At 67.6% G+C, this 26,447-nt stretch carries 22 protein-coding genes and 1 pseudogene; 13 read left to right on the top strand and 10 right to left on the bottom strand.

The genetic code is table 11. The features are described from left to right. The first annotated feature begins 195 nt into the window (after nucleotides 1-195). A complete protein-coding gene (locus VL15_RS07640; protein ID WP_048244540.1) occupies nucleotides 196-600 on the top strand; it encodes a lysozyme inhibitor LprI family protein in 405 nt (134 codons plus the stop codon). A gap of 49 nt (nucleotides 601-649) precedes the next feature. Here VL15_RS07640 and VL15_RS07635 read toward each other — a convergent pair whose 3' ends face one another. Both VL15_RS07635 and VL15_RS07630 read right to left on the bottom strand, forming a co-directional pair. Further along, complete coding sequence (locus VL15_RS07635; RefSeq protein ID WP_006755659.1) at nucleotides 650-1,297, bottom strand: response regulator transcription factor; 648 nt, start codon at nucleotides 1,295-1,297, stop codon at nucleotides 650-652. Continuing rightward, complete coding sequence (locus VL15_RS07630) at nucleotides 1,294-3,408, bottom strand: PAS domain S-box protein (protein ID WP_048244538.1); 2,115 nt, start codon at nucleotides 3,406-3,408, stop codon at nucleotides 1,294-1,296. Before VL15_RS07630 ends, VL15_RS07635 begins: the two co-directional genes overlap by 4 nt. Before the next feature lie 320 nt (nucleotides 3,409-3,728). On the opposite strand from VL15_RS07630, the gene VL15_RS07625 reads away from it, so the two are divergent. The 5 genes from VL15_RS07625 to VL15_RS07605 all read left to right on the top strand — a co-directional run bounded on the left by VL15_RS07625 (nucleotide 3,729) and on the right by VL15_RS07605 (nucleotide 9,257). Continuing rightward, entirely contained in the window at nucleotides 3,729-4,199 is a 471-nt protein-coding gene (locus VL15_RS07625; RefSeq protein WP_048244536.1) for a universal stress protein, read from the top strand. Nucleotides 4,200-4,568: 369 nt separating this feature from the next. After that, nucleotides 4,569-5,075, top strand: coding sequence for a cupin domain-containing protein (locus VL15_RS07620; protein WP_048244535.1), 507 nt, complete (start codon nucleotides 4,569-4,571; stop codon nucleotides 5,073-5,075). Nucleotides 5,076-5,261: 186 nt separating this feature from the next. Further along, nucleotides 5,262-6,287: a DedA family protein/thiosulfate sulfurtransferase GlpE gene (locus VL15_RS07615; protein WP_048244532.1), complete on the top strand. Its 1,026-nt coding sequence runs from the start codon at nucleotides 5,262-5,264 to the stop codon at nucleotides 6,285-6,287. 443 nt (nucleotides 6,288-6,730) lie between these two features. Continuing rightward, nucleotides 6,731-8,113 carry an amino acid permease gene (locus tag VL15_RS07610; protein WP_048244530.1) on the top strand — a complete coding sequence of 461 codons (1,383 nt, stop codon included), beginning with the start codon at nucleotides 6,731-6,733 and terminating at the stop codon, nucleotides 8,111-8,113. Between the two features lie 208 nt (nucleotides 8,114-8,321). After that, on the top strand, nucleotides 8,322-9,257 hold the full coding sequence (locus VL15_RS07605) for a universal stress protein (protein ID WP_048244528.1): 936 nt from the start codon (nucleotides 8,322-8,324) through the stop codon (nucleotides 9,255-9,257). Between the two features lie 473 nt (nucleotides 9,258-9,730). Here VL15_RS07605 and VL15_RS07600 read toward each other — a convergent pair whose 3' ends face one another. Then, complete coding sequence (locus VL15_RS07600; protein ID WP_048244526.1) at nucleotides 9,731-10,165, bottom strand: hypothetical protein; 435 nt, start codon at nucleotides 10,163-10,165, stop codon at nucleotides 9,731-9,733. Between the two features lie 384 nt (nucleotides 10,166-10,549). After that, nucleotides 10,550-10,729, bottom strand: coding sequence for a hypothetical protein (locus VL15_RS41775; RefSeq protein ID WP_155420146.1), 180 nt, complete (start codon nucleotides 10,727-10,729; stop codon nucleotides 10,550-10,552). On the opposite strand from VL15_RS41775, the gene VL15_RS07595 reads away from it, so the two are divergent. Together VL15_RS07595 and VL15_RS07590 are read left to right on the top strand one after the other, a co-directional pair. After that, complete coding sequence (locus VL15_RS07595; RefSeq protein ID WP_048244524.1) at nucleotides 10,722-10,979, top strand: DUF3562 domain-containing protein; 258 nt, start codon at nucleotides 10,722-10,724, stop codon at nucleotides 10,977-10,979. The genes VL15_RS41775 and VL15_RS07595 overlap by 8 nt on opposite strands. A gap of 329 nt (nucleotides 10,980-11,308) precedes the next feature. After that, the gene (locus VL15_RS07590; RefSeq protein ID WP_048244522.1) at nucleotides 11,309-13,108 is read left to right on the top strand and encodes a methyl-accepting chemotaxis protein; all 1,800 of its coding nucleotides are present in this window, start codon (nucleotides 11,309-11,311) and stop codon (nucleotides 13,106-13,108) included. A 30-nt stretch (nucleotides 13,109-13,138) separates the two neighbouring features. On the opposite strand, the pseudogene VL15_RS39715 reads toward VL15_RS07590, so the two are convergent. Then, nucleotides 13,139-13,264, bottom strand: a pseudogene (locus VL15_RS39715) (helix-turn-helix domain-containing protein); the annotation flags it as partial. 22 nt (nucleotides 13,265-13,286) lie between these two features. Further along, entirely contained in the window at nucleotides 13,287-13,535 is a 249-nt protein-coding gene (locus tag VL15_RS07585) for a hypothetical protein (protein WP_048244520.1), read from the bottom strand. A 619-nt stretch (nucleotides 13,536-14,154) separates the two neighbouring features. Between VL15_RS07585 and VL15_RS07580 the strand changes: the two genes are divergently transcribed. The 3 genes from VL15_RS07580 (at nucleotide 14,155) to VL15_RS07570 (ending at nucleotide 19,091) form a co-directional block, all read left to right on the top strand. Further along, the gene (locus tag VL15_RS07580) at nucleotides 14,155-15,033 is read left to right on the top strand and encodes a MipA/OmpV family protein (RefSeq protein WP_048244518.1); all 879 of its coding nucleotides are present in this window, start codon (nucleotides 14,155-14,157) and stop codon (nucleotides 15,031-15,033) included. Between the two features lie 66 nt (nucleotides 15,034-15,099). After that, nucleotides 15,100-16,794: a VRR-NUC domain-containing protein gene (locus VL15_RS07575; RefSeq protein WP_048244516.1), complete on the top strand. Its 1,695-nt coding sequence runs from the start codon at nucleotides 15,100-15,102 to the stop codon at nucleotides 16,792-16,794. After that, nucleotides 16,791-19,091 carry an ATP-dependent DNA helicase gene (locus VL15_RS07570; protein ID WP_048244514.1) on the top strand — a complete coding sequence of 767 codons (2,301 nt, stop codon included), beginning with the start codon at nucleotides 16,791-16,793 and terminating at the stop codon, nucleotides 19,089-19,091. Before VL15_RS07575 ends, VL15_RS07570 begins: the two co-directional genes overlap by 4 nt. A gap of 60 nt (nucleotides 19,092-19,151) precedes the next feature. Here VL15_RS07570 and VL15_RS07565 read toward each other — a convergent pair whose 3' ends face one another. Both VL15_RS07565 and VL15_RS07560 read right to left on the bottom strand, forming a co-directional pair. After that, nucleotides 19,152-19,922 carry an IclR family transcriptional regulator domain-containing protein gene (locus VL15_RS07565; protein WP_048244511.1) on the bottom strand — a complete coding sequence of 257 codons (771 nt, stop codon included), beginning with the start codon at nucleotides 19,920-19,922 and terminating at the stop codon, nucleotides 19,152-19,154. Between the two features lie 25 nt (nucleotides 19,923-19,947). Then, nucleotides 19,948-20,460 carry a nuclear transport factor 2 family protein gene (locus tag VL15_RS07560; protein ID WP_196319556.1) on the bottom strand — a complete coding sequence of 171 codons (513 nt, stop codon included), beginning with the start codon at nucleotides 20,458-20,460 and terminating at the stop codon, nucleotides 19,948-19,950. Nucleotides 20,461-20,905: 445 nt separating this feature from the next. Between VL15_RS07560 and VL15_RS07555 the strand changes: the two genes are divergently transcribed. Further along, the gene (locus tag VL15_RS07555) at nucleotides 20,906-22,468 is read left to right on the top strand and encodes an LVIVD repeat-containing protein (protein ID WP_155420145.1); all 1,563 of its coding nucleotides are present in this window, start codon (nucleotides 20,906-20,908) and stop codon (nucleotides 22,466-22,468) included. A 105-nt stretch (nucleotides 22,469-22,573) separates the two neighbouring features. After that, on the top strand, nucleotides 22,574-23,206 hold the full coding sequence (locus VL15_RS07550; protein WP_196319555.1) for a DUF305 domain-containing protein: 633 nt from the start codon (nucleotides 22,574-22,576) through the stop codon (nucleotides 23,204-23,206). Nucleotides 23,207-23,321: 115 nt separating this feature from the next. On the opposite strand, the gene VL15_RS07545 is transcribed toward VL15_RS07550, so the two are convergent. Next, nucleotides 23,322-24,623, bottom strand: coding sequence for a UDP-N-acetylglucosamine 1-carboxyvinyltransferase (locus VL15_RS07545; RefSeq protein ID WP_048244509.1), 1,302 nt, complete (start codon nucleotides 24,621-24,623; stop codon nucleotides 23,322-23,324). A 187-nt stretch (nucleotides 24,624-24,810) separates the two neighbouring features. Continuing rightward, nucleotides 24,811-26,118 carry a shikimate transporter gene (gene shiA, locus VL15_RS07540; RefSeq protein ID WP_048244507.1) on the bottom strand — a complete coding sequence of 436 codons (1,308 nt, stop codon included), beginning with the start codon at nucleotides 26,116-26,118 and terminating at the stop codon, nucleotides 24,811-24,813. Between the last annotated feature and the right edge of the window lie 329 nt (nucleotides 26,119-26,447).

The raw sequence follows: 26,447 nt of genomic DNA, 5'->3' as shown, positions 1-26,447 counted from the left end.
GGCCTGAAGCGGCGTATCGATTTTCCAGTGTAGGCGCGCGTGAACGATATGCAAGCCGGCGCGCGCTTGATGCCGGCTGACAAGCGAACGCGCGTGCGCTAGCATCGCGGACGGTGTCGCCGCGCGCCGAGGCGCGGAAGGGGCGTCAGGCTCCGCACCGGGTTCCACGACCTCAACGAACAACAAGGAGCATCCATGCGTGTCTTGACCGGTCTGCTGTGCTCGCTGGCACTGGCGGCGAACGTCGCCCATGCGCAGACGAATTGTGCGGACGCGACGGATCAGGCGGCGATGACGGTGTGTGCCGACCGCGCGTACAAGAAATCCGACGGGGAGTTGAACCGGACCTACCAGGCCGTCACCGCGCGCCTGCATGATGTACGCCCGCTTGCCGACAAACTGGTGAATGCGCAGCGCGCGTGGATCGCGTACCGCGATGCCGAATGCAATTTCTCCAGCGCGAACGCCGAGGGCGGCAGCGTGTATCCGATGGTCGTGTCGACCTGCCTCGACGATCTGACGAAGGCGCGCACCGAAACGCTGAAGGGCTATCTGTCCTGCGAGGAAGGCGACCTCGCGTGCCCGGTGCCTGCCAAGTAAAGGTCGCGCACGGTGCAACCGGCCGCATGCTGCGGCCGGACGTCGTCCGTTACACGTCGTCCGTTTCGTCGAGCAGCTTGTGCCGCATCGCGTAACGCACCAGTGCCGCTTCGTGCGGCATCTGCATCTTTTCCAGGATCCGCGTCTTGTAGGTGCTGACTGTTTTCGCGCTCACGCACAGCGCCTGCGCGATCTCGGTCAGCGTCTGGCCGGCGGCGATCCGCCGGAACACGTCGAATTCGCGGTCGGACAGCCGCTGGTGCGGCAACGTCTCGGCCGGCTCGTTCAGGCTCTGCGCGAACTGCTCGGCCATCGCGAGGCTCACGTAGACGCCGCCCGATGCCACCTTGGTCACCGCGCCGACCAACTCGGCGCTCGCGCTTTCCTTCGTCAGATAGCCCGACGCACCCGCACGGAACGCGCGCACCGCGTATTGCTGTTCCGCGTGCATCGTCAGCACGAGCACGCGCAGCGCGGGTTTCTCGTCCTTGATCTGCTTGATCAGTTCGACGCCGTTGCGGCCCGGCATCGACAGGTCGAGCACGAGCACCTGCGCGGGCGTCGAACGCACGAGCGCAATCGTCGACGGGCCGTCGCAGGCTTCTCCGGCCACCTCGAATCCGGTGGCGTTCTGGAGGATGTGCCGCAGACCGTCACGCACGAGCGTATGGTCGTCGGCGATGAGCACCTTGATCATGAGATAAGCGATTCCTGTTGAACGGTACTGAGCGGAAATGACACGGTAATCGAGAAACCGCGCGCGAGCGCGGTGTCAATCGTCACGGTGCCGCCCAGCATGTGTGCGCGTTCGCGAATGCCGATCAGGCCGAACGATTTGTCCTCGTGGGCCGGACCGCCAGGCGCCGCGCCGCGGCCGTTGTCCGCGACGCGCAACACGCAGAAGCCTTCCTCGACGTCGAGCCGCAGCGCGACGCGCGTCGCATCCGCATGACGCGCGACGTTCGTCAGCGCTTCCTGGACGATGCGGAACAGCGTGGTTGCGCCCGCGCTGGTGAAGGTGAGGCCGCCGGTTTCGATGTGACGCTCGACATCGATCCCGTAGCGGTTCGTGAAATCGTTCGCGAGCCATTCGATCGCGGGCACGAGGCCGAGATCGTCGAGCATCACGGGCCGCAGGTCGGCCGCGATGCGTCGCACCGATGCGACCGTCGCGTCGATCAGCCGCCGCATGCCTTGCAGGTGCGACTGCATGCCCTCGTCGGGTTGCGCGCGGCTGGGCACGCGCAGCTGCTGCTCGACGACCGACAGGTCCATCTTCAGCGCGGTCAGTTGCTGGCCGAGATCGTCATGCAGTTCGCGCGCGATGCGGGTCTTTTCTTCCTCGCGCACGTTCTGCAGGTTCGCCGACAGCTCGCGCAATTCCTCGCGCGACTGCTTCAGCGCGTTCTCGGCACGCAGCCGCTCGGTGATGTCGCGCAGCATCACCGTGTAGAGCTTGCCCGACGCATCGCGGATCTGCGAGATCGACGCCTCGATCGGAAATTCCTCGCCGTTGGCGCGCAGCCCGAACAGCACGCGCTGGCGGCCCATCTGCCGCTCGGAAACGCCCGTCACGCCGAACTGGTCGACGTGCTTCGCGTGCGCGGCGCGGAACCGTTCGGGGATGAAGCGCGACAGCGGCGCCCCGATCGCCTCCATCGCGGACACGCCGAACACCTGCTCGGCCATCGGATTGAAGATCACGACCGTCTGCTTCTCGTCGATCGTGATGATCGCTTCCATCGACGAACGGATGATGCCCATCATCCGCGCCTCGTTGAGGATGCCGCGACTGCTCGCGCCGGCATCCGCCGCGGCGCCGGACCGGCCGCGCACGAGCGCATGGATGAGCGCCGCGAACGCGAATGACGCGATCAGCCCCGCGGCGAGCACGGTGCCGGCCGCGCGCTGCGCGCCGGTCGCGCTCGGGCGGCCGTCCGCGGAATAGGCGAGCGTCAGCACGGTGCCGCCGAAATTCAGTTCCTCGGTGCGCCGCAACAGGTCGGGCGACGTCGACGCCTCGTCGGTCGTCGTCTCGACGCTGACGATCGCGTGCCGATCGCCGCCGGCGGTCACCCACAGGTCGATCCCGCGTTCCGCGTCGAGCGCGCGCTCGACCAGGCGCCGCGGGCTCAGCGCCGCGAACAGCATCCCGTCGGCGCCGGCTTCGCGCGTGCCGGACGGCGTGGCGGCCGCATGCGGCGAGGTGGTCACCGGCAGGAACAGCGTGAGGGTGCGCGCGTCGCGGGATGTATCGTCGTCGGCCGAGTGGACGCCGAGCGCGATGTCGCCGGACTGCAGCGCGCGCGCCAGCGGCGCCGCGTCGGACGCGCCGAAGCGCACGACCGACGAACTCGATGCAGGCGCGTTGAGCGTCGCGGCCGCGAACGCGCCCGCCGGCATCGGTCTCGCGCCGGCGAGGGCACTGCGCGTCGCGGGCGGCAGCGGGACATAGCCGATCTGCCGGACCGGCGAGCGGCCGCTGTCGAGATCGAGCGTCTCCGCATAACGACGCCATTGCTCGGACGTCATTTCCGGGACGAGATTGAACACGCCGCGCGCGCCCTCGAGCACGGCGACGCCGGACTGCAGTTCGTGGCGCAGCATCGCGGTCACGTGCGTCGTGCGGCGTTCGAAGCGCGTACGGACGGCGCTTTGCCACTGCTCGCGCACCAGCAGGGCGACGCCGAGCGACAGCACCGCGCCGGCGCACAGCGCAACGACGCCGGCCGCGAGCGGCTGGCGTAACATGATCTGGAGGCGCGTGGGCCCTCGGGCATCACGCGTCGGGGTTCCACTGGCGGTCATTCGATGGTCATTCGGTTGTCGGGGCTACCCTTGGCACTCGGGCAGCGCGGCAAAACCGGGCAAAACTCGCACCGGCTGCGTGCAACGTCTGTTTTCAAGATGAAATTGTGCGCGTTTTACACTTTTTATGTAATGGGGTCAGCTGAAAATGCGGCAAACGGCACGGAGCAGCGGGCGTGCCGGCCGCGCTTGACGCGTATCAAGAGGCGCGTCGGCGCGTGGGGCAGACTGTTCGGCAGGCAAGCCGGCACCGGGTCGGCTTGCGATAACGGGCCGCCGTTGCGCAACGCGCGACGCGTGTCCGGTCGGAGGGACGGACCATGTACAAGCGGATTTTCGTCGGGCTCGACGGCAGCCCGAGCGCGCGTCTCGCGCTGAACGAGGCGATCCGGATCGCAGCGGCGTCCGGTGGCGAGGTCACTTGCGCGTACGTTGTCGAGCACCGGCCGCAGCTTGTCGACGTCGATGCGGGCTTCGCGGCCGAGCGCGACGGCGATGCGGCTGCCACCGCTGCCGCGACGCCGGTGCTCGACGCCGCGAAAGCGGTACTCGAGCAGCAGCACGTGCAGGGCTCGGTGCGCGCGCTCGACGCATACGGCGAGGACGTCGCCACGGTGCTGATGCGCACGGCGGCCGAAGCCGACGCCGACCTGATCGTGATGGGCACGAGCGGGCGGCATGGGCTGCGCCGGCTGCTGCTCGGCAGCGTCGCGGAATCGCTGCTGCGCGCGGCCGACCGGCCCGTGCTGCTGGTGCGGCACGACGAGCCGGCCGCGCCGACGGCCGCGTGATGCACGCGGTGCGGCGCTGACGCATCAGCGATCGCGGGCAGGGGACTGCCGTTCGCACTCGCCAGATGTCTGCGTGATGAAACGCGCGACGCGCCGATCGGCGCACCGCGCGTGAATGCGTTTGTCGCGTTCGACGCATGCGCCGTCGGGCCGAGGGCGCCCCGGATGCTGCGCCCGCATGGGCGTTTTTGCGCACCCGCGGTTGCATCCCGACACGCAGTTCTGGCAGCATCGACCGGTGTCCGCTTCTTCGCCGCGTGCATGGCCGCGGCGATCGACGCCCCGGCATCCGTCAGTACCCGGTCGCATCCGCGATGAACGGGGTGTATGCCGGATGCCCGGTTCCTTACCTCTCCGACGTCATCCGCCATGCCGATTTCCGCCGCCGACCTGATTCGCCAGTTCGATCTGCAGCCGCACCCCGAGGGCGGCTATTTCCGCGAAACCTACCGCGCGACCGATGCGGTCGTGCGGCCAGCCGACGGCGCGCCGCGCGCCGCGTCGACCGCGATCTACTACCTGCTGTGCAACGGCGCTTATTCGTCGTGGCACCGGATCCGTTCCGACGAGGTCTGGCATTTCTACGCGGGCGATCCGATCGAAGTGTGGGTGCTCGACGAACGCGACGGGCTGACGATCCACCGGCTCGGCAACCCGCTTACGCATCCGGGCACCGTGTTCCAGGCGGTCGTGCCGGCCGGATGCTGGTTCGGCGCGCGCTGCGCATTGCCGGAGCACGTCGCGCTCGTCGGCTGCACGGTTGCGCCGGGGTTCGAGTTCGCGGAATTCGAACTGGCGGATCCGGCCACGCTGGCCGCCGCGTTTCCCGACTACGCGGAACACGTCGCACAGCTCGCGCCGCGTCCGGACGCGTGAGCGCGGTTGCGGCGCAGGAGCGGCCCGAAGCCCGCGCGGGCGGCGGGTGTTCCGCGCGATTGTGGCCAAACCCGTTTAGAATGCCCGTCATGCACAAGGTCGGCCGCGGACGTGCCGCGGCGGCCGTTGCGCAGCCGTCTCGACGCCCCCGGTCGCACGGCCCGCATGTCTTCCAGGAGCGCCGCCGTGTGGCACTTTCCGATTGCAATTCCATCGTCGCTCGGCCCTTGGGCCGTGTTCGCGAGCGTGTTGATCACGCAGCTCGGCGTGCCGGTGCCGGCCGTGCCGATGCTGATTCTCGGCGGCACGATGGCGGCAATGGGGCAGGCGTCGTGGACCAGCATGTTCGCGGCGGCGATCGGCGCGACGATGCTCGCCGATTCACTGTGGTTCTTCATGGGCCGTACGCGCGGCCGTCGCCTGCTGAACGGCCTCGTGCGCTTCTCGTTGTCGCTCGACACGACGCTGCGCTTCGCGCGTAACGTATTCGAAAGATACGGTGCGCCGTTGCTCGTGCTGTCCAAATTCCTGCCGGGCCTCGGCCTCGTGTCGGCGCCGCTGCTCGGCACGACCGCGATCGGCATCGGCGTGTTCCTGTTCTGGGATCTGGCCGGCGCGTCGCTGTGGGCCGCGTTCTGGCTGATCGGCGGCGCGGCCATTCACGACCAGATCGTCCAGTTCGTGCTCTGGGTGCGCGCGAGCGGCGGCACGATCCTCGACGCGTTCCTCGCGATCTTCATCACGTTCCTGCTGTACCGCTGGGTGCGCCGCGTGCAGTTCCGCCGTTATCTCGCCCAGGTACGCATCTCGCCCCCGCAACTGGTCGAGATGATGACGTCGGACGAGCCGCCGCTGATCTTCGACGCACGACCGAAAGCGATTCGCGAGCGCGAGCCGTACCGGATCGCCGGCGCGGTGCCGGTCGATCTCGATTCGCCGGACCTGCTCGACCCGGAAATGCTGAAACGGCCGATCGTTGTCTATTGCGTGTGCCCGAACGAGGCGACCGCGAAGCGCCTGATCGCGAAGATGCAGCGCAAGAAGATGATCCACAACATCCGGGCACTGAAGGGCGGCCTCGATGCTTGGGAGAAGCATGGCTTCCCGGTCGAGCCGCTGCCGGCCGACCTCGATGCGTCGCGTTATTTCGTGCGTCCCGAACACGGGGCGCTCGAAGGCGAATATACGGTGCGCGCGACACTGTCCAAATAAATGCGCGCGCGATGTCGCGCGCATTTCAATTCCCCCATCCGTTTCACGCACCACGATTTTTGCGAAAATCGGCTGGCGTGAAACGTCCGATCATTCTTATAATCCCGCCTGCATATTGCGTGTGCTTGATTGCACACATTCGACGCGCATTCGTTCGTGCCGAAAACGATTGATCCCGTTGCCGTCCGTCTCGCGCAAAGCCGCGTCGCACGGGCCGCACGGGCGTATTCAGTGAAAGGCCCGATCCGTTTTCCGGATTGTTCCGGAGAATACGGATAATCCACGGCGATTCCCATCGGATTGGCGCAGTATCCGAGTCGTTTCTCATTTGGAAATCGACGGCAGGGATTATTTCGTTTTCGGCTGCCAGTATCGGCATGAACGGTCGCGCATTGACATCGACACAATGATGGCGGCCCGCGTGCGGCTGCCAGGAGACGAACTTGAAACAACCAGAAGACCAGTTGCATCGCGGGCTGGAAGAGCGGCACATCAACCTGATGGCGCTCGGCGCGACGATCGGCGTCGGCCTGTTCCTCGGCTCGGCCACCGCGATCCGCACGGCCGGCCCGGCCATCCTGCTGACCTACCTGCTGGGCGGCATCGCGATCTTCCTGATCATGCGTGCGCTCGGCGAGATGGCGATCACCAATCCGGTCGCCGGCGCATTCAGCCGCTACGCGCGCGACTACCTCGGCCCGCTCGCCGGCTACCTGACCGGCTGGACCTACTGGTTCGTATGGATCGTCACCTGCATGGCGGAAATCACGGCGGTCGGCGTCTACATGCACATGTGGTTCCCGAGCATACCGAACTGGATCTGGGCGCTCGCGGCGCTCATGACGATGGGCTCGGTGAACTTCATCGCGGTCAAGCTGTACGGTGAATTCGAGTTCTGGTTCGCGCTGATCAAGATCGTCACGATCGTGCTGATGATCATCGGCGGCGGGCTGATGATCGCGTTCGGTATCGGCAACGGCGGTGTCGCGACCGGCATCTCGAACCTGTGGGCGCACGGCGGCTTCATGCCGAACGGCATCGGCGGCGTGATCGACGCGCTGCCGATCGTGATGTTCGCGTATCTCGGCGTCGAGATGCTCGGCCTCACGGCCGGCGAGGCGCGCAACCCGGAGAAATCGCTGACGAAGGCCGTGAACTCGGTGTTCTGGCGCGTGCTGATTTTCTACATCGGCGCGCTGTTCGTGATCATGTCGCTCTATCCGTGGGACCAGATCGGCACGCAGGGCAGCCCGTTCGTGATGACGTTCTCGCGGCTCGGCATTCCGGCCGCCGCCGGTATCATCAACTTCGTCGTGCTGACCGCGGCGCTGTCGTCATGCAACAGCGGCCTGTTCAGCACCGCGCGGATGCTCTACAACCTCGCGCAGCAGGGCCAGGCGCCCGGCAAGCTCGGCCGCGTGAACCGCAATGGCGTGCCGGTGTACGGCGTGATCGTGTCGGTCGCGCTGCTGCTGATCGGCGTGCTGCTCAACTATCTCGCGCCGCAGCACGTGTTCACGTGGCTCACGTCGGTGTCGACGTTCGGCGCGATCTGGACGTGGTGCGTGATCCTGATCGCGCAGATGCGCTTTCGCCGCACGCTGTCGGCCGACAAGATCGCGCGCCTGCCGATCCGCGTGCCGTTCTATCCGCTCGGTTCATATATCGCGCTCGGCTTTCTCGCGCTGGTCGTCGTGCTGATGGCATTCACGCCCGATACGCGCATCGCGCTCGTGATCGGGCCGGTATGGATCGTGCTGCTCGGCATCGCGTATGCGCTGTTCTACGCGAACCGGCCGGCGGCATCGGTGCCGACGAAGTCGTAAGCGGCGCGGGCAGGGGCTGCGCGATCGTTGATCGCGATCATGCGCGCGCGGGCCGGACGTCCTATGCTGAACAAATCCCTTGTCCGCGCTTCGCGTGGCTACCCGCCGATCCCTGCGACCGCGGCGGCTGTCCGGCCGCCGCGCGCCGCTTCCGCGCGAAGTTCCCGTCGTCGCTCCGCGACGACGCGCACGCACGGAGGCTTTCGCCATGCAGCCCGCCCAGTCCATTCCGACACTCGCGCGGATCGCGCTGGCCGTCGATCCGACGCCCGAATCGCTGTCCGCCGCGCGCTACGCGCGCACGCTGCTGCGTCCCGGCATGCGATTGCGCATCGTCTGCGCAATCGACAATCCGCGCCTCGTGCTGCCCGACATCCCGCGCATCGACGCGCTGCTGACGTCCGCACGCGAGGACATGATCGGAGACGCGCAAGCCATCAACGCGCGAATCGCGGCGCTGTTCGCCGACAGCGGTATCGAAGTCGAACAGACCATCGTCGATACGTCGGTCACGGGCGGTTCGGTCGCCGATGCACTGGTGAACGACACGGCGGCGTGGCGCGCGGACGTGCTGATGGTCGGCGCGAATCCGCATCACGGGCTGCTGAGGCTTGTCGAAGGCGCGGTGTCGGACACGCTGACGACGCGTGCGCGCTGTGCGCTGCTGATCGTGCCGGCCACCTATGCGCGACCGTCGGACGGCACGCTGCAGCGGCTGATGTTCGCGGTCGACGGCAGTGAGCCTTCGCTGCACGCGGTGCGCGTCGGGCTCGGCTTCGCGGCGCCGACGACGTTGCTGTACGCGGCGTACGTGATCGATCGCGCGGTTCGTCTGACCGATATCGTGCCGGTGCGCGCGCTCGAGGATGCGTACCGCGCGGAGGGCGAGGATGCGCTCGCGAAGATCGGTCCGCTGTTCCATGCGACCGGGAACCCGACCAAGCGCGGCGTCGTCGAAACCCGCCCGACGAGCGACGACGTGGCCCATGCGCTGATGCGCGACGCCGTGCACTGGCGGGCGGAGCTGCTGGTGGTCGGCACGCATGGCCGGCGCGGTCTCGCCGCCTGGCTGATCGGCAGCGTCGCGCGCCGCGTTGCGCACCTCGCGCAAGTGCCGGTGCTGCTCGTGCGCGGGGACGAATGAATCGCGCGGTGTCGAGCGCAAAGCGGGCTTGGGTTGACCTGCATCAGAAATGGCGTGTTTATCGCGTGAGACATTGACGGAACATCTGGCGATGCGGCTGGTCTGTCGAGCATGCGTAACGACGGCCACGCATGAGCACGAGCATCGATCACATCACTTCCGGAGCCGTGCCATGCATCGAATGGTGCGTCATCCGACCGAGAACTCTCTGGCACGAGGGTAGGCAGCCACCGGCTGCCTTGGAGGACGGGCGGGGTGCAAGTCACCCCGTCCGCTTTCCCCATTGATGTTTTTGGCCCCGTCGGCTTTCTTTCCTCGCGGGAATCGTTGTGCATGCCGCCGAGTTGCGCGGCGTGCGATGACGCGCGGTCGCGGCATGTGTGGCGCTGCCGTCAGTGCGCGGCAGGCGTTGCAGAGGGGAGTGCGGGATGCAGCCATGACACGGCCTCGTGCCGTGCCGGCTGCTTGCGCGCTCAGGTGATGCGAAGAATCGACCGCAGGTCGTGCCGACGGGCGGCACCGCGGCGGACACACCGGTGTTGGCGCATCGCATGCAGCGGCGCGCACACACTGCACGTGCGGTTGCGCAGACGGTTCGCGTGCGGCCAGCCGGGGCGCGCCTTGCGGCGAGGCTCCGAAACGGCCGGCGCGTCGGCCGCGGCCCGCGCGCGGAGTGCGGCGGCAAACCGTTGCAGCGAGAGTAGCGATCCCGCGACGCTCTGGTATTTTTCGCGGCCGATCTGCCCGTCCAGCGTGACGAGCAGCCCGGCTTCGCGTGCGAGCGCGAGCAAGGTGTCGAGATCGTCGGCCGGGCGGTTGCCGTCCGACGCGGCCCGGGCGGGCAGGGCACGCGCGTTGCCCGACGCGCGCCGCTGGCCGTCCCGGCCCGGAAAATTGCGATGTTTCATGGTTGGTCTCCCGCGCCGGACCCCGCATGCCGGCTCGACGGCCGGCTGAGCGATGACCCGGTATGAACGTTTCGTTCATGTACTCAGTATCGTGCGGCGATCGCGCGCTGCCAAGCGGCGCGCGCTGAAGTCGCTGTCAGGTATTGCGCGGCGCGTATCGGAATCCGCTGACACGCGCGGCGGCCGATCGGCGGGTGCGGCGGCGACCCGGCGCATTCGTTCCGATGAATGAACGGCGTGCGTCGGACGTCGCTTGACGCATGATTTCGGCCAGTCTAAGTTCCCCTCTGCATCGGCACCGCGCGGCGTTCGACCGCCCGCCCGTCAGCCGGTGCCGCGCCCCGGGGTGGCGTGGCAAGGTTTCCAGTCTCGTTCGCGGGCAGTTTACGCCGCGAACCATGCGCGGCCGGTCCGGGGACGGATCGGCACGGCGGCACGCAACGTGCCGTTGATCGCGCGCAAACACACGCGGGCGCATCGCACGCCGCGCGGCCGTCCAGTCTTTAAGCTTCCGGTACCGTCATCTTTTCGTTCCTCGACCGTCAGGAGTTCGTCGATGTCCAAGGACAATTTGCTCGATTCACTCAAGGAAGCCGCCGAACAGCGTGCGATCGGCGCGGATCAGTTGCGCGCGATGCTCGACGACGAAGTGCGCGTGTTGTCTTCCGGCGCGCGCGTGCACGACTACATCCACGTGTTCGCGATCCGGCACCTGCGCGAACGCATGCGCCAGCAGGGCGATCTCGTCGACAACGACACGTCGGCCGGTGCGCCGCCCGCGGAATCCGATCCACGCCCGAGCCATCGTCTATGACGGGCGCTCCCCAAGGCTGACGCCGCGGGCGTTACCCGTTCCGTCGCCGGGCCGCGGCCGGATCCCGCTCGACCTTCATGCAGGCGGCCGACGGCGAGCCGGCCGACCCGAAGCGCCGGTGATTCCCGCACGCAGGTTGCCGCGCTCGGCAGCCTTCGCGCGGGGCGTCAGCCGGGCGCAACCATCCTGACGATACGCCGACAGTCGCCGGCGTATTTCGTCATACGTTTCACTGAATTGTCACAACGGCCTCAAGTAAGTGGCGCGATTGCCGTTTACCCGGTGAATTCGTCCACCGGGCGTTCGCGCTCCCTTACCGAGTCGTTGCCATGTTCTCGTCCATCCGCGCCCGCATCCTTGCCGCGTGCGTCGCCATCGTCGTATTCGCGCTCGTCGCCACGACGCTGATCAATTATTTCATTGCGCACTCGTACAACGACGACGCGATCGACCGCAACCTGACCTCCGTCGCGAGCGGCCACGTGGTCGGGATCGCCGACTGGGTCGCCACCCGGAGCCGGATGATCGCATCGCTGCAGGATGCCGCGCTGGCACCCGATCCGCTGCCGGTGTTCAAGCAGATGGCCGCGGCCGGCGGCTTCACGAACGTCTACGCGGGCTACGCCGACAAGGCGTTCCGCTTCTCCGACCCGACCGGCATTCCGCCCGACTACGACCCGACCGGCCGCCCGTGGTACAAGCAGGCCGCGCAGGCCGGCAAACCGGTCGTCACGCCGCCTTACGTGGACGCCGGCACGGGCAACCTCGTGGTCACGTTCGCGGTGCCGATCCTGCGCGACGGCGCGCTGAAGGGCGTCGTCGCCGCGGACGTCGCGATGGACAGCGTGATCGCCAACGTGAAATCGATCCGCCCGACGCCCGCGAGCTTCGGGATGTTGATCGACAGCAGCGGCCACATCGTTGCGCACCCGGACCCGAAGCTCACGCTGAAGGCGGTCGCCGACGTGTCGCCCGAGCTCGGCGCGATGGGGGCCGCGTCGGTCGCGGCCGCGAATGCGCCCGTCGAGGTGAGCGTCGGCGGCGACGCGAAGCTGGTGCGCGCACGGCCCGTGCCGGGCACCGACTGGTATGCGCTGGTGCTGCTCGACAAGACCGAAGCGACGGCCGGGATGCGTTCGCTGCTGACCGCGTCGCTGATCACGCTGGTCGTGATCGTCGGCGTCGCGTCGCTGATCATCGGCGCGATCACGGCGACCGCGTTCCGCCGCCTGTCGCAGGTGCGCCAGGCGATGGCCGCGATCGGCTCGGGCGCCGGCGACCTGACGCAGCGCCTGCCGGTCGACGGCCGCGACGAAGTCGCCGACATCGCGCGCTCGTTCAACAGCTTTGTCGACAAGCTGAACGACGTGATGCGCCAGATCCGCGACGCGAGCGAATCGGTGCGCACGGCCGCGAACGAGATCGCGGCAGGCAACCAGGACCTGTCGTCGCGCACCGAATCGGCGGCGGCGAGCCTCGAGGAAACGGCTGCGTCGATGGAAGAGATCACCGCGACGGTCGGCCAGTCGGCCGCCGCGGCCGGCCAGGCCGACGAACGCGCGGCGGCCGCGTCGCGGATCGCGTCGCACGGCGGCGTGGTCGTGTCGGACGTGGTCGCGACGATGGAGAAGATCGAGGAAGCGTCGGGCCGGATCGGCGACATCATCGGCGTGATCGACGGTATCGCGTTCCAGACCAACATCCTGGCGCTGAACGCCGCCGTCGAAGCGGCGCGCGCGGGCGAGCAGGGCCGCGGCTTCGCGGTCGTCGCGCAGGAAGTGCGCAGCCTCGCGCAACGCAGCGCGCAGGCGGCGCGCGAAGTGAAGGTGCTGGTCGAATCGACGGTCGCGAGCGTGTCGGCCGGGTCCGGGCAGGTGCGCCAGGCCGGCGACACGATGCGCGAGATCGTCTCCAACGTGTCGAACGTGACGACGATCATCTCCGAGATCACGCACGCGGCGAACGAGCAGACGCGCGGCATCCAGGAGGTGAATCGCGCGGTCACGCAGCTCGACGAAATGGTGCAGCAGAACGCGGCGCTCGTCGAACAGTCGACCGCCGCCGCGACCGCGCTGCAATCGCAGGCAAACGCGCTGGCGACCACGGTCGGGCGGTTCAAGGTCGCGTGACGCGACTCGCGCAGGACGCGGCCGCGCAGGTCAGGAGCGGCCGCTGTCGCGCATCGGCGCAAGCCGGTTGCGGAGCGTCTTCAGGCTGATCCCGAGCGCCTTCGCCGCGCGCGGCTCGTTGCCGTCGAAGTGGCGCGGCGTCGCCGCGATGAAACGCAGCACGAGCCGGGTGCCGCCGTCAGCCCTGATCGCGGGGCGCGGGCGGGACGTGCGGCGCGCGACGTTCGTGCTTGTCAGCCGGCTTGGCGGGGTCGATACGGGTCGCGCCGCCGACGGCGGGCGGGTCGCTGGCCGGAAACGACTCCTCGAGCCCTTCGTCGATTCGTTCTTCGGTCTTGTCTTTGGACGGCGGGCGCGACGTGGCGAGCCGGAACAGTCCGGCAGCCGGCAACATGGTGTCGCGGCGGCCGGGGACTTGAACGTTCATGGTCGAACCTCCTTGTCGGTGATGCAGCGCGCGAGCGCCGTGCCTGCCCGGCATCGGCCGCTCGATGCCTGCGCGCCGCTGAAACGGAGAGGACATCGTGATGCATCCATCTTCGGAAAGGATACGTTACGACGCGAACGGTTGCGGCGGCGAATTCGACCGCGCGCGTGATCGGTTCGACACGGGGAAGGACGAATCGTCGGTCTATCGTCCCGAACGGCGCAGGTTCGACCGCAAGGATGAAGCGCGCGAATGGAACGAAACCGTCCATACGGCCTCGAGTGCGCGCAGCAGGCACGCGTCGCGCAACGTGCGCCGTCCGTCCGTTCGCGCTCGCACGCAGCTTCTCGCGGATGACGCCGACCCGCGGGGCGGCCGCGCTGGCCGGCGACTATCATGTCGAACGCTTCTGATTCCAACACGCTTCACCGCTTCGTTCCGGGATGCGGCAAGGTGCCCGCGTACAGTGGGCGCTTTGCGTCTGCGCGCGCGTCGCGTAGGATGTCCGTTAATTCAGCGCACACTACGTTCGCGCCGCAGGCTGCCGGCCGCTGCAGCCGAGGAGGCGCGACGCGCTTTCCCTCAGGTTCGTTTCGCGCAACCGACGGAGACCGCCTTGATGACTGTTGCTCGCCCGTTGCTGTCACCCGGCGCACGCCGGTTCGTATCCGGCCTGTCGGCCTGCGCGGCGCTTGCCGCGGCCGGCGCCCGCGACGCGTCGGCCCAGACGCCTTCGCCGCTCGGCGAGTGGCAATACTCGGCGGGCGTGCCGCTCGAGAAACTGTACGACCCGAACATTTCCACCTGGGATATCAGCGTGGGCGCCGCGATGACGCTGCAGCCGCGCTATGCGGGCTCCGACCGTTATCGCGTGTTGGGCGGCCCGAATCTCGACATCCGCTATCGCGACCTGTTCTTCCTGTCGACGGGCGAGGGGCTCGGCGCGAACGTACTGCGCGGGCCGAACTGGCGCGTAAGCCTGTCCGTCGGTTACGACCTCGGGCGTCGTTCGGCCGACGATACCGAGCACCTGAACGGCCTCGACAACATCAACGCGGCACCGGTGATGAAACTGGCGGCCGATTACGTGATCTCGAAGGAATTTCCGCTCGTGCTGCGTGCGGATATCCGGCGCAGCATCGGCGGCTCGAACGGCTGGGTCGGCGATTTCTCCGCGTACATGCCGCTGCCGGGCAGCAACGAGCATTTCTTCTGGTTCGCGGGGCCGACCGTGTCGTTCGCCGATTCGCGCTACATGAACAGCTGGTTCGGCGTGAACCAGGGCGGCGCCGCGCGCTCGGGGCTGCCGGCCTATTCGTCGGGAGCCGGGCTCAAGTCGGTCGGCGCGGGGGTGACGATGGCCTGGTTCGTGAACAAGCACTGGTTCGTCACGATCGACGGCGCGATCGAACAGCTCGTCGGCCGCGCGGCGCGCAGCCCGATCACGCAGCAGTCGACCAACGGCGTGTTCGACATGTCGGTGAATTACCAGTTCTGACCGGGGCCGGGCAGCGTCACATTTGATATGATTCCGACCTGTACAAATGTACAGTGATCAAACTCCGTGACGCCTGTTTCGCCGACGCCCCCGGCGTTTTACTACCTGACCAATTTCGAACGCGCGCTGGCCTGGCTCGGCGCGCGTTACGACGACCTGTTCGACGCGCACGAGCACGCGTTCGTCCGGCATTTCGCGACGCTGCCGCAGGCGTCGCGTGCGCTCCTCGTGCGGATGCTGATGCGCAACGGGTCCGACTTCCGCGCCAGCAAGCTCGTATATGACGAAATCGGCTGCGCGCTCGATGCGGCCGCGCCGCTCGTCGAACTCGGCTGGGTCGATCCGGCGCCCGCGCTGACGCTCGACGAACTGTTCGCGCTGTCGACCAAGGCCGATCTGCTGCGCATCTTCCCGTCGCTCGCCGCGCATGCGGGCGAGCGCAAGCCCGAATGGCTCGAACGGGTGCGGCCCGCGCACGACGTAGCACAGCCGCTCGACACATGGTGCGCACAGGCCGGCGACGTCGTGCTGCGCGTGACGGTCGGCGCGCTGTGCGACCGGCTGCGCCTGATGTTCTTCGGCAATCTCCATCAGGACTGGAGCGAGTTCGTGCTCGCCGATCTCGGCGTGTTCCAGTACGAAAGCGTGCCGATCGCGCCGTCGTCGCGCGCATTCCAGCAGCGTGGCGACGTCGACGCATACCTCGCGCTGCAGATGTGCCGCGACGCGCTCGACGTTTGGCCGGAAGATCTGCCGTTCGACGACCTGATGCGCGCGATCGATGCGGTCGACTGCGCGCAGCCGTGGCTCGCGACGCGTCGCGCGAAGCTGTTGTTCGCCCTCGGGCAGACGTGCGAGCGCCGGGCCGACTGGGCCGCCGCGCTCGACGCGTACGCACGCAGCGCGTGGCCCGGCAGCCGCCATCGGCGCATCCGCGTGCTCGAGCGCTGCGGGCGCGACGACGACGCGCTCGCGCTGGCGCTCGATGCGCGCGGCGGCTTCGAGAGCGACGAGGAGCGCCAGCGCGTCGAGCGCATGCTGCCGCGCCTGCAGCGCCGCCTCGGCCAGCGCGTCGAACGCGCGGCCACCGCGACGGACGTGCCGCGCGAGACGCTCGTGCTTGCGCGTCCCGAAGCATTCGTCAGCGTCGAGTTCGCGGTGCGCGACCACCTCGCGCAGCCGGCTTCGCCGGTCCACTACGTCGAGAACACGCTGATCAATTCGCTGTTCGGGCTGCTGTGCTGGGAGCCCGTGTTCGCGGCCGTGCCCGGCGCGTTCTTCCACCCGTTCCAGCGCGGCCCGGCCGACCTGCATGCGCCCGATTTCGCTGTGCGCCGTGCGGACGCGTTCGCCGCATGCTTCGCGCAACTCGATTCGGGTACATACCGCGACACGATCCGCGGGCATTTCGCGACGAAGGCGGGGTTGCAGTCGCCGTTCGTGTTCTGGGGCGTGCTGACCGACGAACTGCTCGACGAGGCGCTCGACTGCCTGCCGCCCGAGCACTTGCGGCTGTGGTTCACGCGCCTGCTCGCGGACATCCGCAGCAACCGCTCTGGGCTGCCCGATCTCGTGCGCTTCTGGCCCGGCGAGCGCCGCTATGAGCTGATCGAGGTGAAGGGCCCCGGCGACCGGTTGCAGGACAACCAGACGCGCTGGCTCGCGTACTGCGTCGCGCATGGCATTCCGGTGCGCGTCGTCGATGTCGAGTGGGCCGGCGCGGGCGTCGCGCAGGCCGAAGCGGCGGGATTGTCCGCATGAGTTACGTCGTCGCGGTGCGGGCAATGTGCGAGTTCACCGCGCGGCGCGGCGATCTCGACCTGCGCTTCACGCCCGCGCCGACCGCGCTCGAAGGCATTGCCGGCCACGGCGCGGTCACGTCGAATCGCGGCGCGCGTTACGAAACCGAGATCGCGCTGACGGGCACGTGGGGCACGCTCACCGTGCGCGGCCGCGCGGACGGCTACGATCCCGTGTCGAACCGGCTCGAGGAAATCAAGACCTATCGCGGCAGCCTCGACGCGATGCCGGCCAACCACCGCGCGCTGCACTGGGCGCAGGCGAAGATCTACGCGCACCTGATGTGCGACGCGCGCGGTCTCGCCGAAATCGACGTCGCGCTCGTGTATTTCGACATCGTGTCCGAGCGCGAGACCGTGCTGACGGAAACGCTGGACGCGAGCACGCTCGCGGCGTTCTTCGCCGAGCAGTGCACGTGTTTCGTCGGCTGGGCCGAACGCGAGACGGCCCATCGCGCCGCGCGCGACACCGCGCTGCGCGCGCTCGCGTTTCCGCACGGGCAGTTCCGCAGCGGCCAGCGCGAGCTGGCAGTCGCCGTCTATCGTGCCGCGCGCGACGAGCGTTGCCTAATGGCGCAGGCGCCGACCGGCATCGGCAAGACGCTCGGCACCGTGTTCCCGCTGCTGAAGGCGTGCGGCGAGGGCGAGCTCGACCACGTGTTCTTCCTGACCGCGAAAACACCCGGCCGCGCGCTCGCGCTCGAAGCGGCGACGACGCTCGGCGCCGGCACGCCCGCGCTGCCGCTGCGTGTGCTGGAGCTCGTCGCGCGCGACAAGGCGTGCGAGCATCCGGACAAAGCGTGCCACGGCGAATCGTGCCCGCTCGCGCAAGGCTTCTACGACCGGCTGCCGGCAGCGCGCGACGCGGCGATCGGCGCCGGGCTGCTCGATCGCGACACGGTGCGTGCTGCCGCGCTCGCGCACGACGTCTGCCCGTACTACCTCGCGCAGGAGCTCGCGCGCTGGTCGGACATGGTGATCGGCGACTACAACTACTACTACGACAGCAGTGCGATGCTGCACACGCTCGCGCAGCAGAACCAGTGGCGCGTCGGCGTGCTCGTCGACGAGGCGCACAACCTGCTCGACCGCGCGCGCAAGATGTACAGCGCGTCGCTCGATCCGTTCGCGTTCGCGGCCGCGCGCGAAGCCGCGCCCGCCGCGCTGCGCAAGGCCTTCGACCGGCTCTCCCGCGCGTGGGGCACGGTCAATCGCGCGCAGGCCGAGCGCTATGCGGCGTATCCGGACGTTCCGGGCCCGATCGTGTCGGCCGTGCAGAACCTCGTCGCGGCGATCGGCGAACACCTGACCGACGCGCCGCGCGCGAACGGCGACGCGCTGCTGCGGTTTCATTTCGAGGCGATCCAGTTCGGCGTGCTCGCCGACGCATTCGACAGCGCATCGATCTTCGACGCGACGCTGCACGGCGAACCGATGCCGCGCCAGCCGGCGCTCGACGGCGTCGCGTCGGCTCGCCGCCGGCACCGCGTCCAGTCGACGCTGTGCGTGCGCAACGTGATCCCGGCCGCCTTTCTTGCGCCGCGCTACGAAGCCGCGCGCGCGACCGTGCTGTTCTCGGGCACGCTGAGCCCGTTCCACTTCTACCGCGACACACTCGGGCTGCCCGGCGATACGGGCTGGCTCGACGTCGACGGGCCATTCCGCGCCGAGCAACTGACGGTGCGCGTCGCGAGCCACGTGTCGACACGCTGGCGCGACCGCGACCGTTCGCTCGAACCGATCGCGGACCTGATCGCCGCGCAGTACGCGACACGGCCCGGCAACTACCTCGGGTTCCTGAGCAGCTTCGACTATCTCGGGCGGGTGGTCGCGCTGATGCAGACGCGCCACCCGGACGTGCCCGTGTGGGCGCAGGCGCCCGGCATGGCCGAAAACGAGCGCGACGCGTTTCTCGCGCGCTTCGATGCGGGCGGGCGCGGCGTTGGTTTCGCGGTGCTGGGCGGCGCGTTCTCGGAAGGCGTGGACCTGGTCGGCGAGCGGCTGATCGGCGCATTCATCGCGACGCTCGGGCTGCCGCAGGTCAACGACGTCAACGAGCAGATGCGGCGTGCGATGGACGCGCGCTTCGGCAACGGCTACGACTACATGTACCTGTATCCGGGGCTGCAGAAGGTCGTGCAGGCGGCCGGACGCGTGATCCGCACCGAGCGCGACGAAGGCGTCGTGCATCTGATCGACGACCGTTACCGGCGGCGCGAAGTGCGCGATCTGCTGCCTCGGTGGTGGCGGATCGGGTAAGGGTGAAGTTGACGCGGTGCAATTGCTTTCGCAGCGCGGATGCGCCGTCTTCGCAGGTTCCTACAACACGTTGAGCATCGCGAGCGCGGCTTCCTGCAGGTGCGGCAGCACGCGCCGCACGGCGGCATCGGTCGTCTCCGTGCCGATCGGCATGTTCGTGCTCAGCGCGGCGACCACGTCGCCGTGACGGTTCTTCAGCGGCACCGCGATCCCGCGCACGCCGACCTGCAATTGCTGTTCGATCGCCGCGAAACCCGCGTCGCGCGCGTGGTCGACCTGTTCGAGCAGGCGCGCCTTGTTGGTGATCGTGTGCGGCGTGAACGGCGGCAGTTCGGTGTCGTCGAGCCACGCGCGCACGGCTTCGCGATCGGGATGATGGGCGAGCAGCACGACGCCCGGCGACGTGAGCGGCGCCGGCACGCGCGCGCCGAGCACGAAGCCGGTCGTCATCACGCGCGACACGCCGTTGCGCGCGATGAACACCAGCTCCCATCCGTCGAGCACGCTCACGTAGGCCGATTCGTTCAGCGACGCGCTCAGTTGCTGCAGATAGGGCTGAACCGTGCGCGGCAGGCGTGCCGAATCGAAGTACGACCAGCCGACCCGCAGCACGCGTGGCGTGAGGCCGTACAGCTTGCCGTCGGTGTACACGTAGCCGAGCGATTCGAGCGTCAGCAGGTAGCGCCGCGCGGCCGTGCGCGTGAGGCCGGTGCGCGCGGCGGCCTGCGTGGGCGTCATGCGTGCGTGCTGGCTGTCGAAGGCTTCCAGGATCATCAGGCCTTTTTCGAGGCCGGCAATCCAGTCGCGTCGGTCGAGTTCGGGCTTTTTCATCGTCGGAAAGCGGTGCGGTGATCGCTCAGGAGTGGGCGATTATCGCGCAAATTGACGGGGGCGGAGCGGCTTTCGATGCGCCCTTCGTGGCCGTTTTTTGCGGGCGAGACGTCAAATCCGTGCGCGACCAACGCCCAATCGATGAGCTCGCTCGATACGCGTCGATTTCCTGGTGTTCGTAGCACAGCGCCGCAATCCGCCATCGCGCATCGCGGACGCACCAGAGCTCAATAAAATCGAAACGCGCGTCGATCGTCCCATCCCTCCTGACGGACGCGATACCCGATATCGTTGCCCATGGTCCGCGCTCGACGATCTGTCTGACTTCATCCCGATACGCACCCGGGGCGGCGGCCGACGCATGGTCGCCCGCCAGGACGCGAATGCGCGTCAGAAACCGGGCCTTCGTGCGGACGCGATTCTCGTGCTGGATGAAGAAATGCGGGCTCGCCACGAAATCGAGCTGTTCGACATCCGTATGACGATACGCGTCGATCCAGACGTCCCGCATTTGCGTCAGAGTGAATCGGGGTTTCATGTGAAGTGCCATTTCCCGTCGGGTCGCGGATTCGGCGGCCGTGATCGGCCTCGGTGCGGGAAGGGAGATCGCCTACGTTTGCGACTGGCGCCGAATCAATCAGACAAGTCCGAATACGCTCTCTCATCGGCCGCTGGCGTCGTGTTCCTGATGCCTGCGGGCGCCCACCGCGATCGCCGATCGCCGACCTCTCATCCGATTTCGCTACGCTCCGCAGCCGACGCCGCGTCATGCCGCCGCCGCTTCGTGCGTAAGAATCGAGTCAGTTTGCTTTCCTAACGTACTGAGGCGCCGAGTCGGCCCCAATGAAGAAGTGGGCCGAATTGCGACCCGGTGCTTGATAAAAGATCGACCTGGCACACCAATGCATAATTAAACGGAGACAATCGTGACGAGAACAAGGAGCACACGCCGTTCCTCTCGCTGGCTTGCGATTCTGCTGGGCATGGCTTCGAGCCTCATGGGCCCGCTCGCCTGGGCGGGCACCGCAAACGACATCTCGACCAATGGCACAACGGCAGTCCCTGCTGCCCATTGCGGAGCAGGCTCCACGCCCGAGACCGCGCTGCAAGGGGAAGTCCCGCTTGCCGACCGGCAGAACGGGCGCAACCAGCAGGGCTACACCTGCAATATGGCGCTGGTCGGCCAGTATCGCGGCGAAGGCGCGTCATGGGTCAACGCGTCGACCGGCACCTGCGCATACATGGCAACGTCGTGGTACGGGATCCCTCAAAAGACGCGCGAAGGCTTGCAGGTGGTCGACGTCAGCGATCCGGCGCATCCCGCGTTCTCGACCAATCTGACCACCAATGCGATGTACACGGGCACTTGGGAGACGCTCAAGGTGAACGACCAGGGCACCATGCTGGCGGGCGCGGGCGTCGGCCCTCTGATCGGCGTCGGCATGTTTGATTTGTACGACGTCAAGGATTGCGCGCATCCCAAACTGCTCAATCGAATGCTGTTGAGCAGCAACACGCCGCCGCTCGCGAATGCGGCGCACGAAGGCGGCTGGTCGCCGGACGGGCGGACCTACTGGACGACCGGTTTCGTGCCGGGCAGCATGACGGCCATCGACGTCAGCAATCCGTCGGCGCCCAAAACGATCTACCTGAACGGATCGACGCTGGTGACCAATCACGGTTTCTCGTTCAGCCCTGACGGCAACCGGATGTATCTCACAAGCGCGCTTCCCGCGGGCGTCGCGATCGTCGACGTCAGCGACATCCAGAACCGGCTTCCGCTGCCGGTGGCTCGGCAGGTCAGCGCGATTTACTGGACCGACGGCTCGGTCACGCAGAAGACGATTCCGGTCACCTACGGCGGCCGCAATTACCTGATTGTTACGGACGAGCTCGACAACGGCGGCGTGCGCTTTATCGACATCACGAACGAGCAGCAGCCGCAAATCGTTTCGCACCTCCGCCTCGCGATTCAGCTTCCGCAGAACCGTTCGGCGGCTGTGGCCGACAGTGCGGGCAATGGTGCGTTCCAGTACGACGTGCACTATTGCAACGTCGACCGGATCGCCAATCCGACCGCGCTGGCGTGCGGATATTTCCAGTCGGGCATACGCGTCTTCAATATCGTCGATCCGATGCATCCGAGGGAAATCGCCTACTACAATCCGCCGGCACGTCCCGGCGACCGAAACACCTTGCCGGGTTCGGAGCATGCGATGCTGCCGATCCAGTACCCGTTGATCAATGGCGGTGTGGTCGATCCGGTCAAGCTCCTGGCCGGAACCTTGACCGGCGGGCGAGCGAATCTGTCCACGGACTGGTGTTCGTCGCCGCCGCGTTTCGTCAATGGCCAGCTTTGGGTCACCTGCCAGGACAACGGATTCATGGTCCTCAAGTTCAACAACGGGGTGTATCCGGTCGGGGCAGCGTCCGGCAGCGCCGCAGTACAGTCGTTGGACGTGCGGAGCGCGATGGCGTCGAATGCGGGCCCGGCAGGCTGGCTGCTTTCGGTCGTGTCGACGGTGCGTGCGGCGATCTTTGGCTGACGTCTCGGGGGCGCCATGAAACAGATTCGCGTCAAAATGCACGGTGCACTCGTACCGGTCGCACTGTGTGCCCTGATCGCGGCAGGCGCGGCGCTGACCGGATCGTTGCATCGCGCGTCCGCGGTCGAACCGGCCACGGACGCGCGCGAAACCGTGCTCGTCGTCAACGCCCGGAGCGCCAGCGCGGAAAGCCCGGTCGACGTGGGCTTCGCCCAGGATATGTCGCTGCATCATGAGCAGGCTGTCCTGATGGCACAACTTGCGTACGACAAGGGGTCGCTTCACGTTCGTGCACTGGCCGAACGCATCCTGCATGAGCAACTCGTCGAAATCGGCCAGATGCAGGGATGGCTGATGCTATGGCAGGCGCCTCGCACCACACCGCGGACTGACATGGCCTGGATGGTCGACGCCTACCGGAACGCGCGACGCTATGACGAGGAATACGAGCGCCTGATCGACCAGTGCCACGCAAACCGGAATGCGATGCCGGGGCTCGCGACGAACGCGGAGCTCGATCGGCTGATGCACAGCAGCGGCGACGGATTCGATGCGCTGTTTCTGAGCCTGATGCTGCGGCACCATGCGAGCGCGCTCGCGATGGCCCGCTTCGCCGGCGAATACGGCCACCGCTTGATGGTCCGCGCGGTTGCGCAGTCGATGGTCGCCGGTCAGCGGCAGGAAATTGCGGAGATCGGCGTGCTGGCCGCGATGGGCGCCCGTCCCAAAGCGGGCTGAGCGTACCCGGATAACCCGCGTGGCCGCGCCGCTCGCCTGCTGCGCGGCCACGTCGGGTGGCGCGCTAGCCGGGCAGTCGCACGGCCGGCGCGAGGATGCCGCGGAAGGTCCCGCCTTACTCGCTGCTCGTCCACTCGACGTTCGCGCCGACCGAGCGCAGGTTCTCGACGAAGTGCGGATGCGCGCGGCGGATCGGCAACGCATTCATGATTTCCGAGCGGCCTTCGATGCTCGCGGCCACCATCAGCAGCGCGATCGCGACGCGGATGATGTACGGGCTCTCGACGCGCGCCGGCGTCAGTTGCAGCCCGCCGAACGTGATCAGCCGGTGCGGATCGGACAGCAGCACGTGCGCGCCGAACTTCGACAGTTCGCCGGACCAGCCGAGCGCGCCGTCGTAGACCTTGTTCCAGAACATCGCGCTACCTTCCGCGCGCACGCCGAGTGCGATGAAGATCGGCAGCAGGTCGACCGGCAGGTACGGCCACGGCGCGGCTTCGACCTTGGTCAGGATGTTCTGCGTGAACGGCCGGCGCACGCGCAGCGGGCCGTCGCGTTCCGCGCGCGACCAGCCGTCGCGGTGCGTGACGTTCACGCCGAACTTCGCGAACGTGCGGTCGATCAGCGGGAAATGCTCGGGCGACGAGTTGCGCACCGTGATGTCGCCGCCCGTGATCGCGCCGAGCGCGAGGAACGTCGCGATCTCGTGGAAATCCTCGGCGAAGCGGAACTCGCCGCCGCCGAGCTTGCCGCCGCCCGTCACGCAGAGCCGCGACGTGCCGATGCCCTCGATCGTGACGCCGATCATCGCGAGGAACTGGCAGAACTCCTGCACGTGCGGCTCGGACGCCGCGTTCATCAGCGTCGACGTGCCGCTCGCCGTCGTCGCACACAGCGCGAAGTTTTCGGTGGTCGTCACCGACGCGTAGTCGAACCAGTGATCGTTGGCCGTCAGCGGGCCGTCGGTGCGGACGATCAGCGAATCGGACGTGCGCTCGATGTGCGCGCCGAAACGCTCGAACACCTCGACGTGCGGATCGATCTCGCGTACGCCGAGCGTGCAGCCTTTCACGTCGTTCTCGAGACGCGCGACGCCGAAGCGCGCGAGCAGCGGCGGAATTAGCATGATCGACGAGCGCATCGCCTCGGGCAGGCGGTGGACGGCCGGATCGAACTTCGTGTTGCGATGGTGGAGTTCGAGCAGGCCCGTCGTGAAGTCGACCGACACATCGCTGCCGAGCGTGCGGAAGATGTCGAGAATCTTGCGCACATCGGTGATGTCCGGCACGCCGACGAGGCGCAGCGGCTGATCGGTCAACAGGGTGGCGCACAGAATCGGCAGGACGGCGTTCTTGTTCGCGGACGGCTTGATGTCCCCGCGCAGCGGAGTGCCGCCGTGGACGATGAGATTCGACATGATATGGGGGCGTATCGGTGACTGACGTAGGCCCATATGATGCCATTGGTCGGCGGGCGGCGTGGAATGTTCAGAGGGGAAATGGGGGATTGGCACGCGTAACTGACAGTGTTTGACGTCGCGCCCGCGATGCAGATGTGCGGAGGGATGGCCGACCGCGAGTCGGGTCGGCCATCCGGTCAGGCCGTCACTGCGCCGCCCGCATCCGCGCGGCGACCACCAGCGAGATCAGGCAACCCACCGCGAGATAACCGGCGACGAGATGCCACGAACCGCCGGCCACGCTGACGAGGCCGACCGCGATGAACGGCGTGAAGCCGCCGCCGACGACGCTCGCGAACTGGTAGCCGACGCCCGCGCCGCTGTAACGGTATTCGGCGCCGAACAGCTCGGTGAACAGCGGCTGCTGGACGCTCACGACCATGTCGTGCGCGGCATTCGCGAGCAGGATCGAGAAGATCACGATCCACGCGATCGACCGCGCCTCGAGCGCGACGAAGAACGGCACCGCGGACGCGACGCCGATCAGCGCGCCGATCAGGTAGATGCGGCGCAGGCCGTAACGGTCGGCCAGCCACGCGAAGCACGGGATCGTCACGCAGCTCACCGCGCCGACCAGCAGCCCGATGTTCAGGAACAGGTCGCGCGACATGCCGAGGTTGCTGGTCGAATAGCTGAGCGCGAACGCGGTGACGATATACATCGTGAACAGTTCGGCGAGCCGCAGCGCGATGATCAGCAGGAACGCCTTCGGATGGCGCGTCAGCGCTTCCAGCACCGGCAGGCGCAGCTTGCGGTTGCCGTGTTCGACCTTCTCGACGAATTCCTGCGACTCGTCCATGTTCTTGCGCACCCACAGCCCGATCAGCACGAGCACGATGCTGAACACGAACGGCAGGCGCCAGCCCCACGACTTGAATGCGGCCTCGCCGAGCGTGTGGCTCAGGATCGACACGATGCCCGTGGCCAGCACGAGCCCGACACCGTAGCCGACCTGCACGCCGCTGCTGTAGAACGCCTTCCTTTGCTTCGGCGCGCTCTCGACGGCCATCAGCGCCGCGCCGCCCCATTCGCCGCCGACCGCGAAACCCTGGACCGCGCGCATCAGCACCAGTAGCACGGGCGCCCACCAGCCGATCGTCGAGAACGCCGGCAGCAGGCCGATCGCGACGGTCGACAGCCCCATCAGCATCACGGTCAGCACGAGCATCCGCTTGCGGCCGAGCCGGTCGCCGTAGTGACCGAACACGACGCCGCCGAGCGGCCGGAACAGGAAGCCGACGCCGAACGTCGCGAACGCCGCGAGGGTGCCCATCGTCGGGCTGACTTTCGGGAAGAACTCGGAATTGAATACCAGCGCGGCGACGATCCCGTACAGCAGGAAGTCGTACCAGTCGACGACAGCGCCGACGAAGCTGCCGATCGCGGCCTTGCGGGCCTGGCTGCGCGCGCGGGCGCCGGCGGCGGCGTCGAGGGTGTCGAAGGTTGGGGTCATTGCGGTGTCTCCTGGTACGGCGCATCGTTAATCGTGGCGGCGCCGCGTCCGATGCTGCATTGAAGTCGATGGGTGAACGGAGAATAGGGCGCGCGCCGTACGGCGGCAATTGGCCAATCGGATAAAGTGCGCGATTATCGTTCAAACCCGTGCGATTATCGAACGCTTTCCGGGTTTGCACTAAGCGTCTTACGGATATCCCGTTCGGCCAGGGTGTGCCGCCGTGAACGATTTGGTTAAAATCTGCAGCATCGAAAACTCGCCCGTTCGGGGCGGAGGCCCGGCCGCCACATCGGCCGCGCATGCCGCACGCAACGGGTGCCATCCCC

The organism is Burkholderia cepacia (assembly GCF_001039005.1).
Taxonomy (GTDB): domain Bacteria; phylum Pseudomonadota; class Gammaproteobacteria; order Burkholderiales; family Burkholderiaceae; genus Burkholderia; species Burkholderia theae.
The sequence above is the reverse complement of the archived record's forward strand: the minus strand, read 5'-3'. Positions and strand labels throughout refer to the sequence as shown.

Bases quoted from the DNA above. Each gene is read 5' to 3' on its own strand.
- shiA (WP_048244507.1), bottom strand. From the start codon at position 26,118: ATGACCCCAACCTTCGACACCCTCGACGCCGCCGCCGGCGCCCGCGCG.
- VL15_RS07595 (WP_048244524.1), top strand. From the start codon at position 10,722: ATGTCCAAGGACAATTTGCTCGATTCACTCAAGGAAGCCGCCGAACAG.
- VL15_RS07555 (WP_155420145.1), top strand. From the start codon at position 20,906: ATGGCTTCGAGCCTCATGGGCCCGCTCGCCTGGGCGGGCACCGCAAAC.
- VL15_RS07590 (WP_048244522.1), top strand. From the start codon at position 11,309: ATGTTCTCGTCCATCCGCGCCCGCATCCTTGCCGCGTGCGTCGCCATC.
- VL15_RS07545 (WP_048244509.1), bottom strand. From the start codon at position 24,623: ATGTCGAATCTCATCGTCCACGGCGGCACTCCGCTGCGCGGGGACATC.
- VL15_RS07640 (WP_048244540.1), top strand. From the start codon at position 196: ATGCGTGTCTTGACCGGTCTGCTGTGCTCGCTGGCACTGGCGGCGAAC.
- VL15_RS07620 (WP_048244535.1), top strand. From the start codon at position 4,569: ATGCCGATTTCCGCCGCCGACCTGATTCGCCAGTTCGATCTGCAGCCG.
- VL15_RS07625 (WP_048244536.1), top strand. From the start codon at position 3,729: ATGTACAAGCGGATTTTCGTCGGGCTCGACGGCAGCCCGAGCGCGCGT.
- VL15_RS07580 (WP_048244518.1), top strand. From the start codon at position 14,155: ATGACTGTTGCTCGCCCGTTGCTGTCACCCGGCGCACGCCGGTTCGTA.
- VL15_RS07565 (WP_048244511.1), bottom strand. From the start codon at position 19,922: ATGAAAAAGCCCGAACTCGACCGACGCGACTGGATTGCCGGCCTCGAA.
- VL15_RS07585 (WP_048244520.1), bottom strand. From the start codon at position 13,535: ATGAACGTTCAAGTCCCCGGCCGCCGCGACACCATGTTGCCGGCTGCC.
- VL15_RS07605 (WP_048244528.1), top strand. From the start codon at position 8,322: ATGCAGCCCGCCCAGTCCATTCCGACACTCGCGCGGATCGCGCTGGCC.
- VL15_RS07635 (WP_006755659.1), bottom strand. From the start codon at position 1,297: ATGATCAAGGTGCTCATCGCCGACGACCATACGCTCGTGCGTGACGGT.
- VL15_RS07560 (WP_196319556.1), bottom strand. From the start codon at position 20,460: ATGAAACCCCGATTCACTCTGACGCAAATGCGGGACGTCTGGATCGAC.
- VL15_RS07630 (WP_048244538.1), bottom strand. From the start codon at position 3,408: ATGACCGCCAGTGGAACCCCGACGCGTGATGCCCGAGGGCCCACGCGC.
- VL15_RS07570 (WP_048244514.1), top strand. From the start codon at position 16,791: ATGAGTTACGTCGTCGCGGTGCGGGCAATGTGCGAGTTCACCGCGCGG.
- VL15_RS07600 (WP_048244526.1), bottom strand. From the start codon at position 10,165: ATGAAACATCGCAATTTTCCGGGCCGGGACGGCCAGCGGCGCGCGTCG.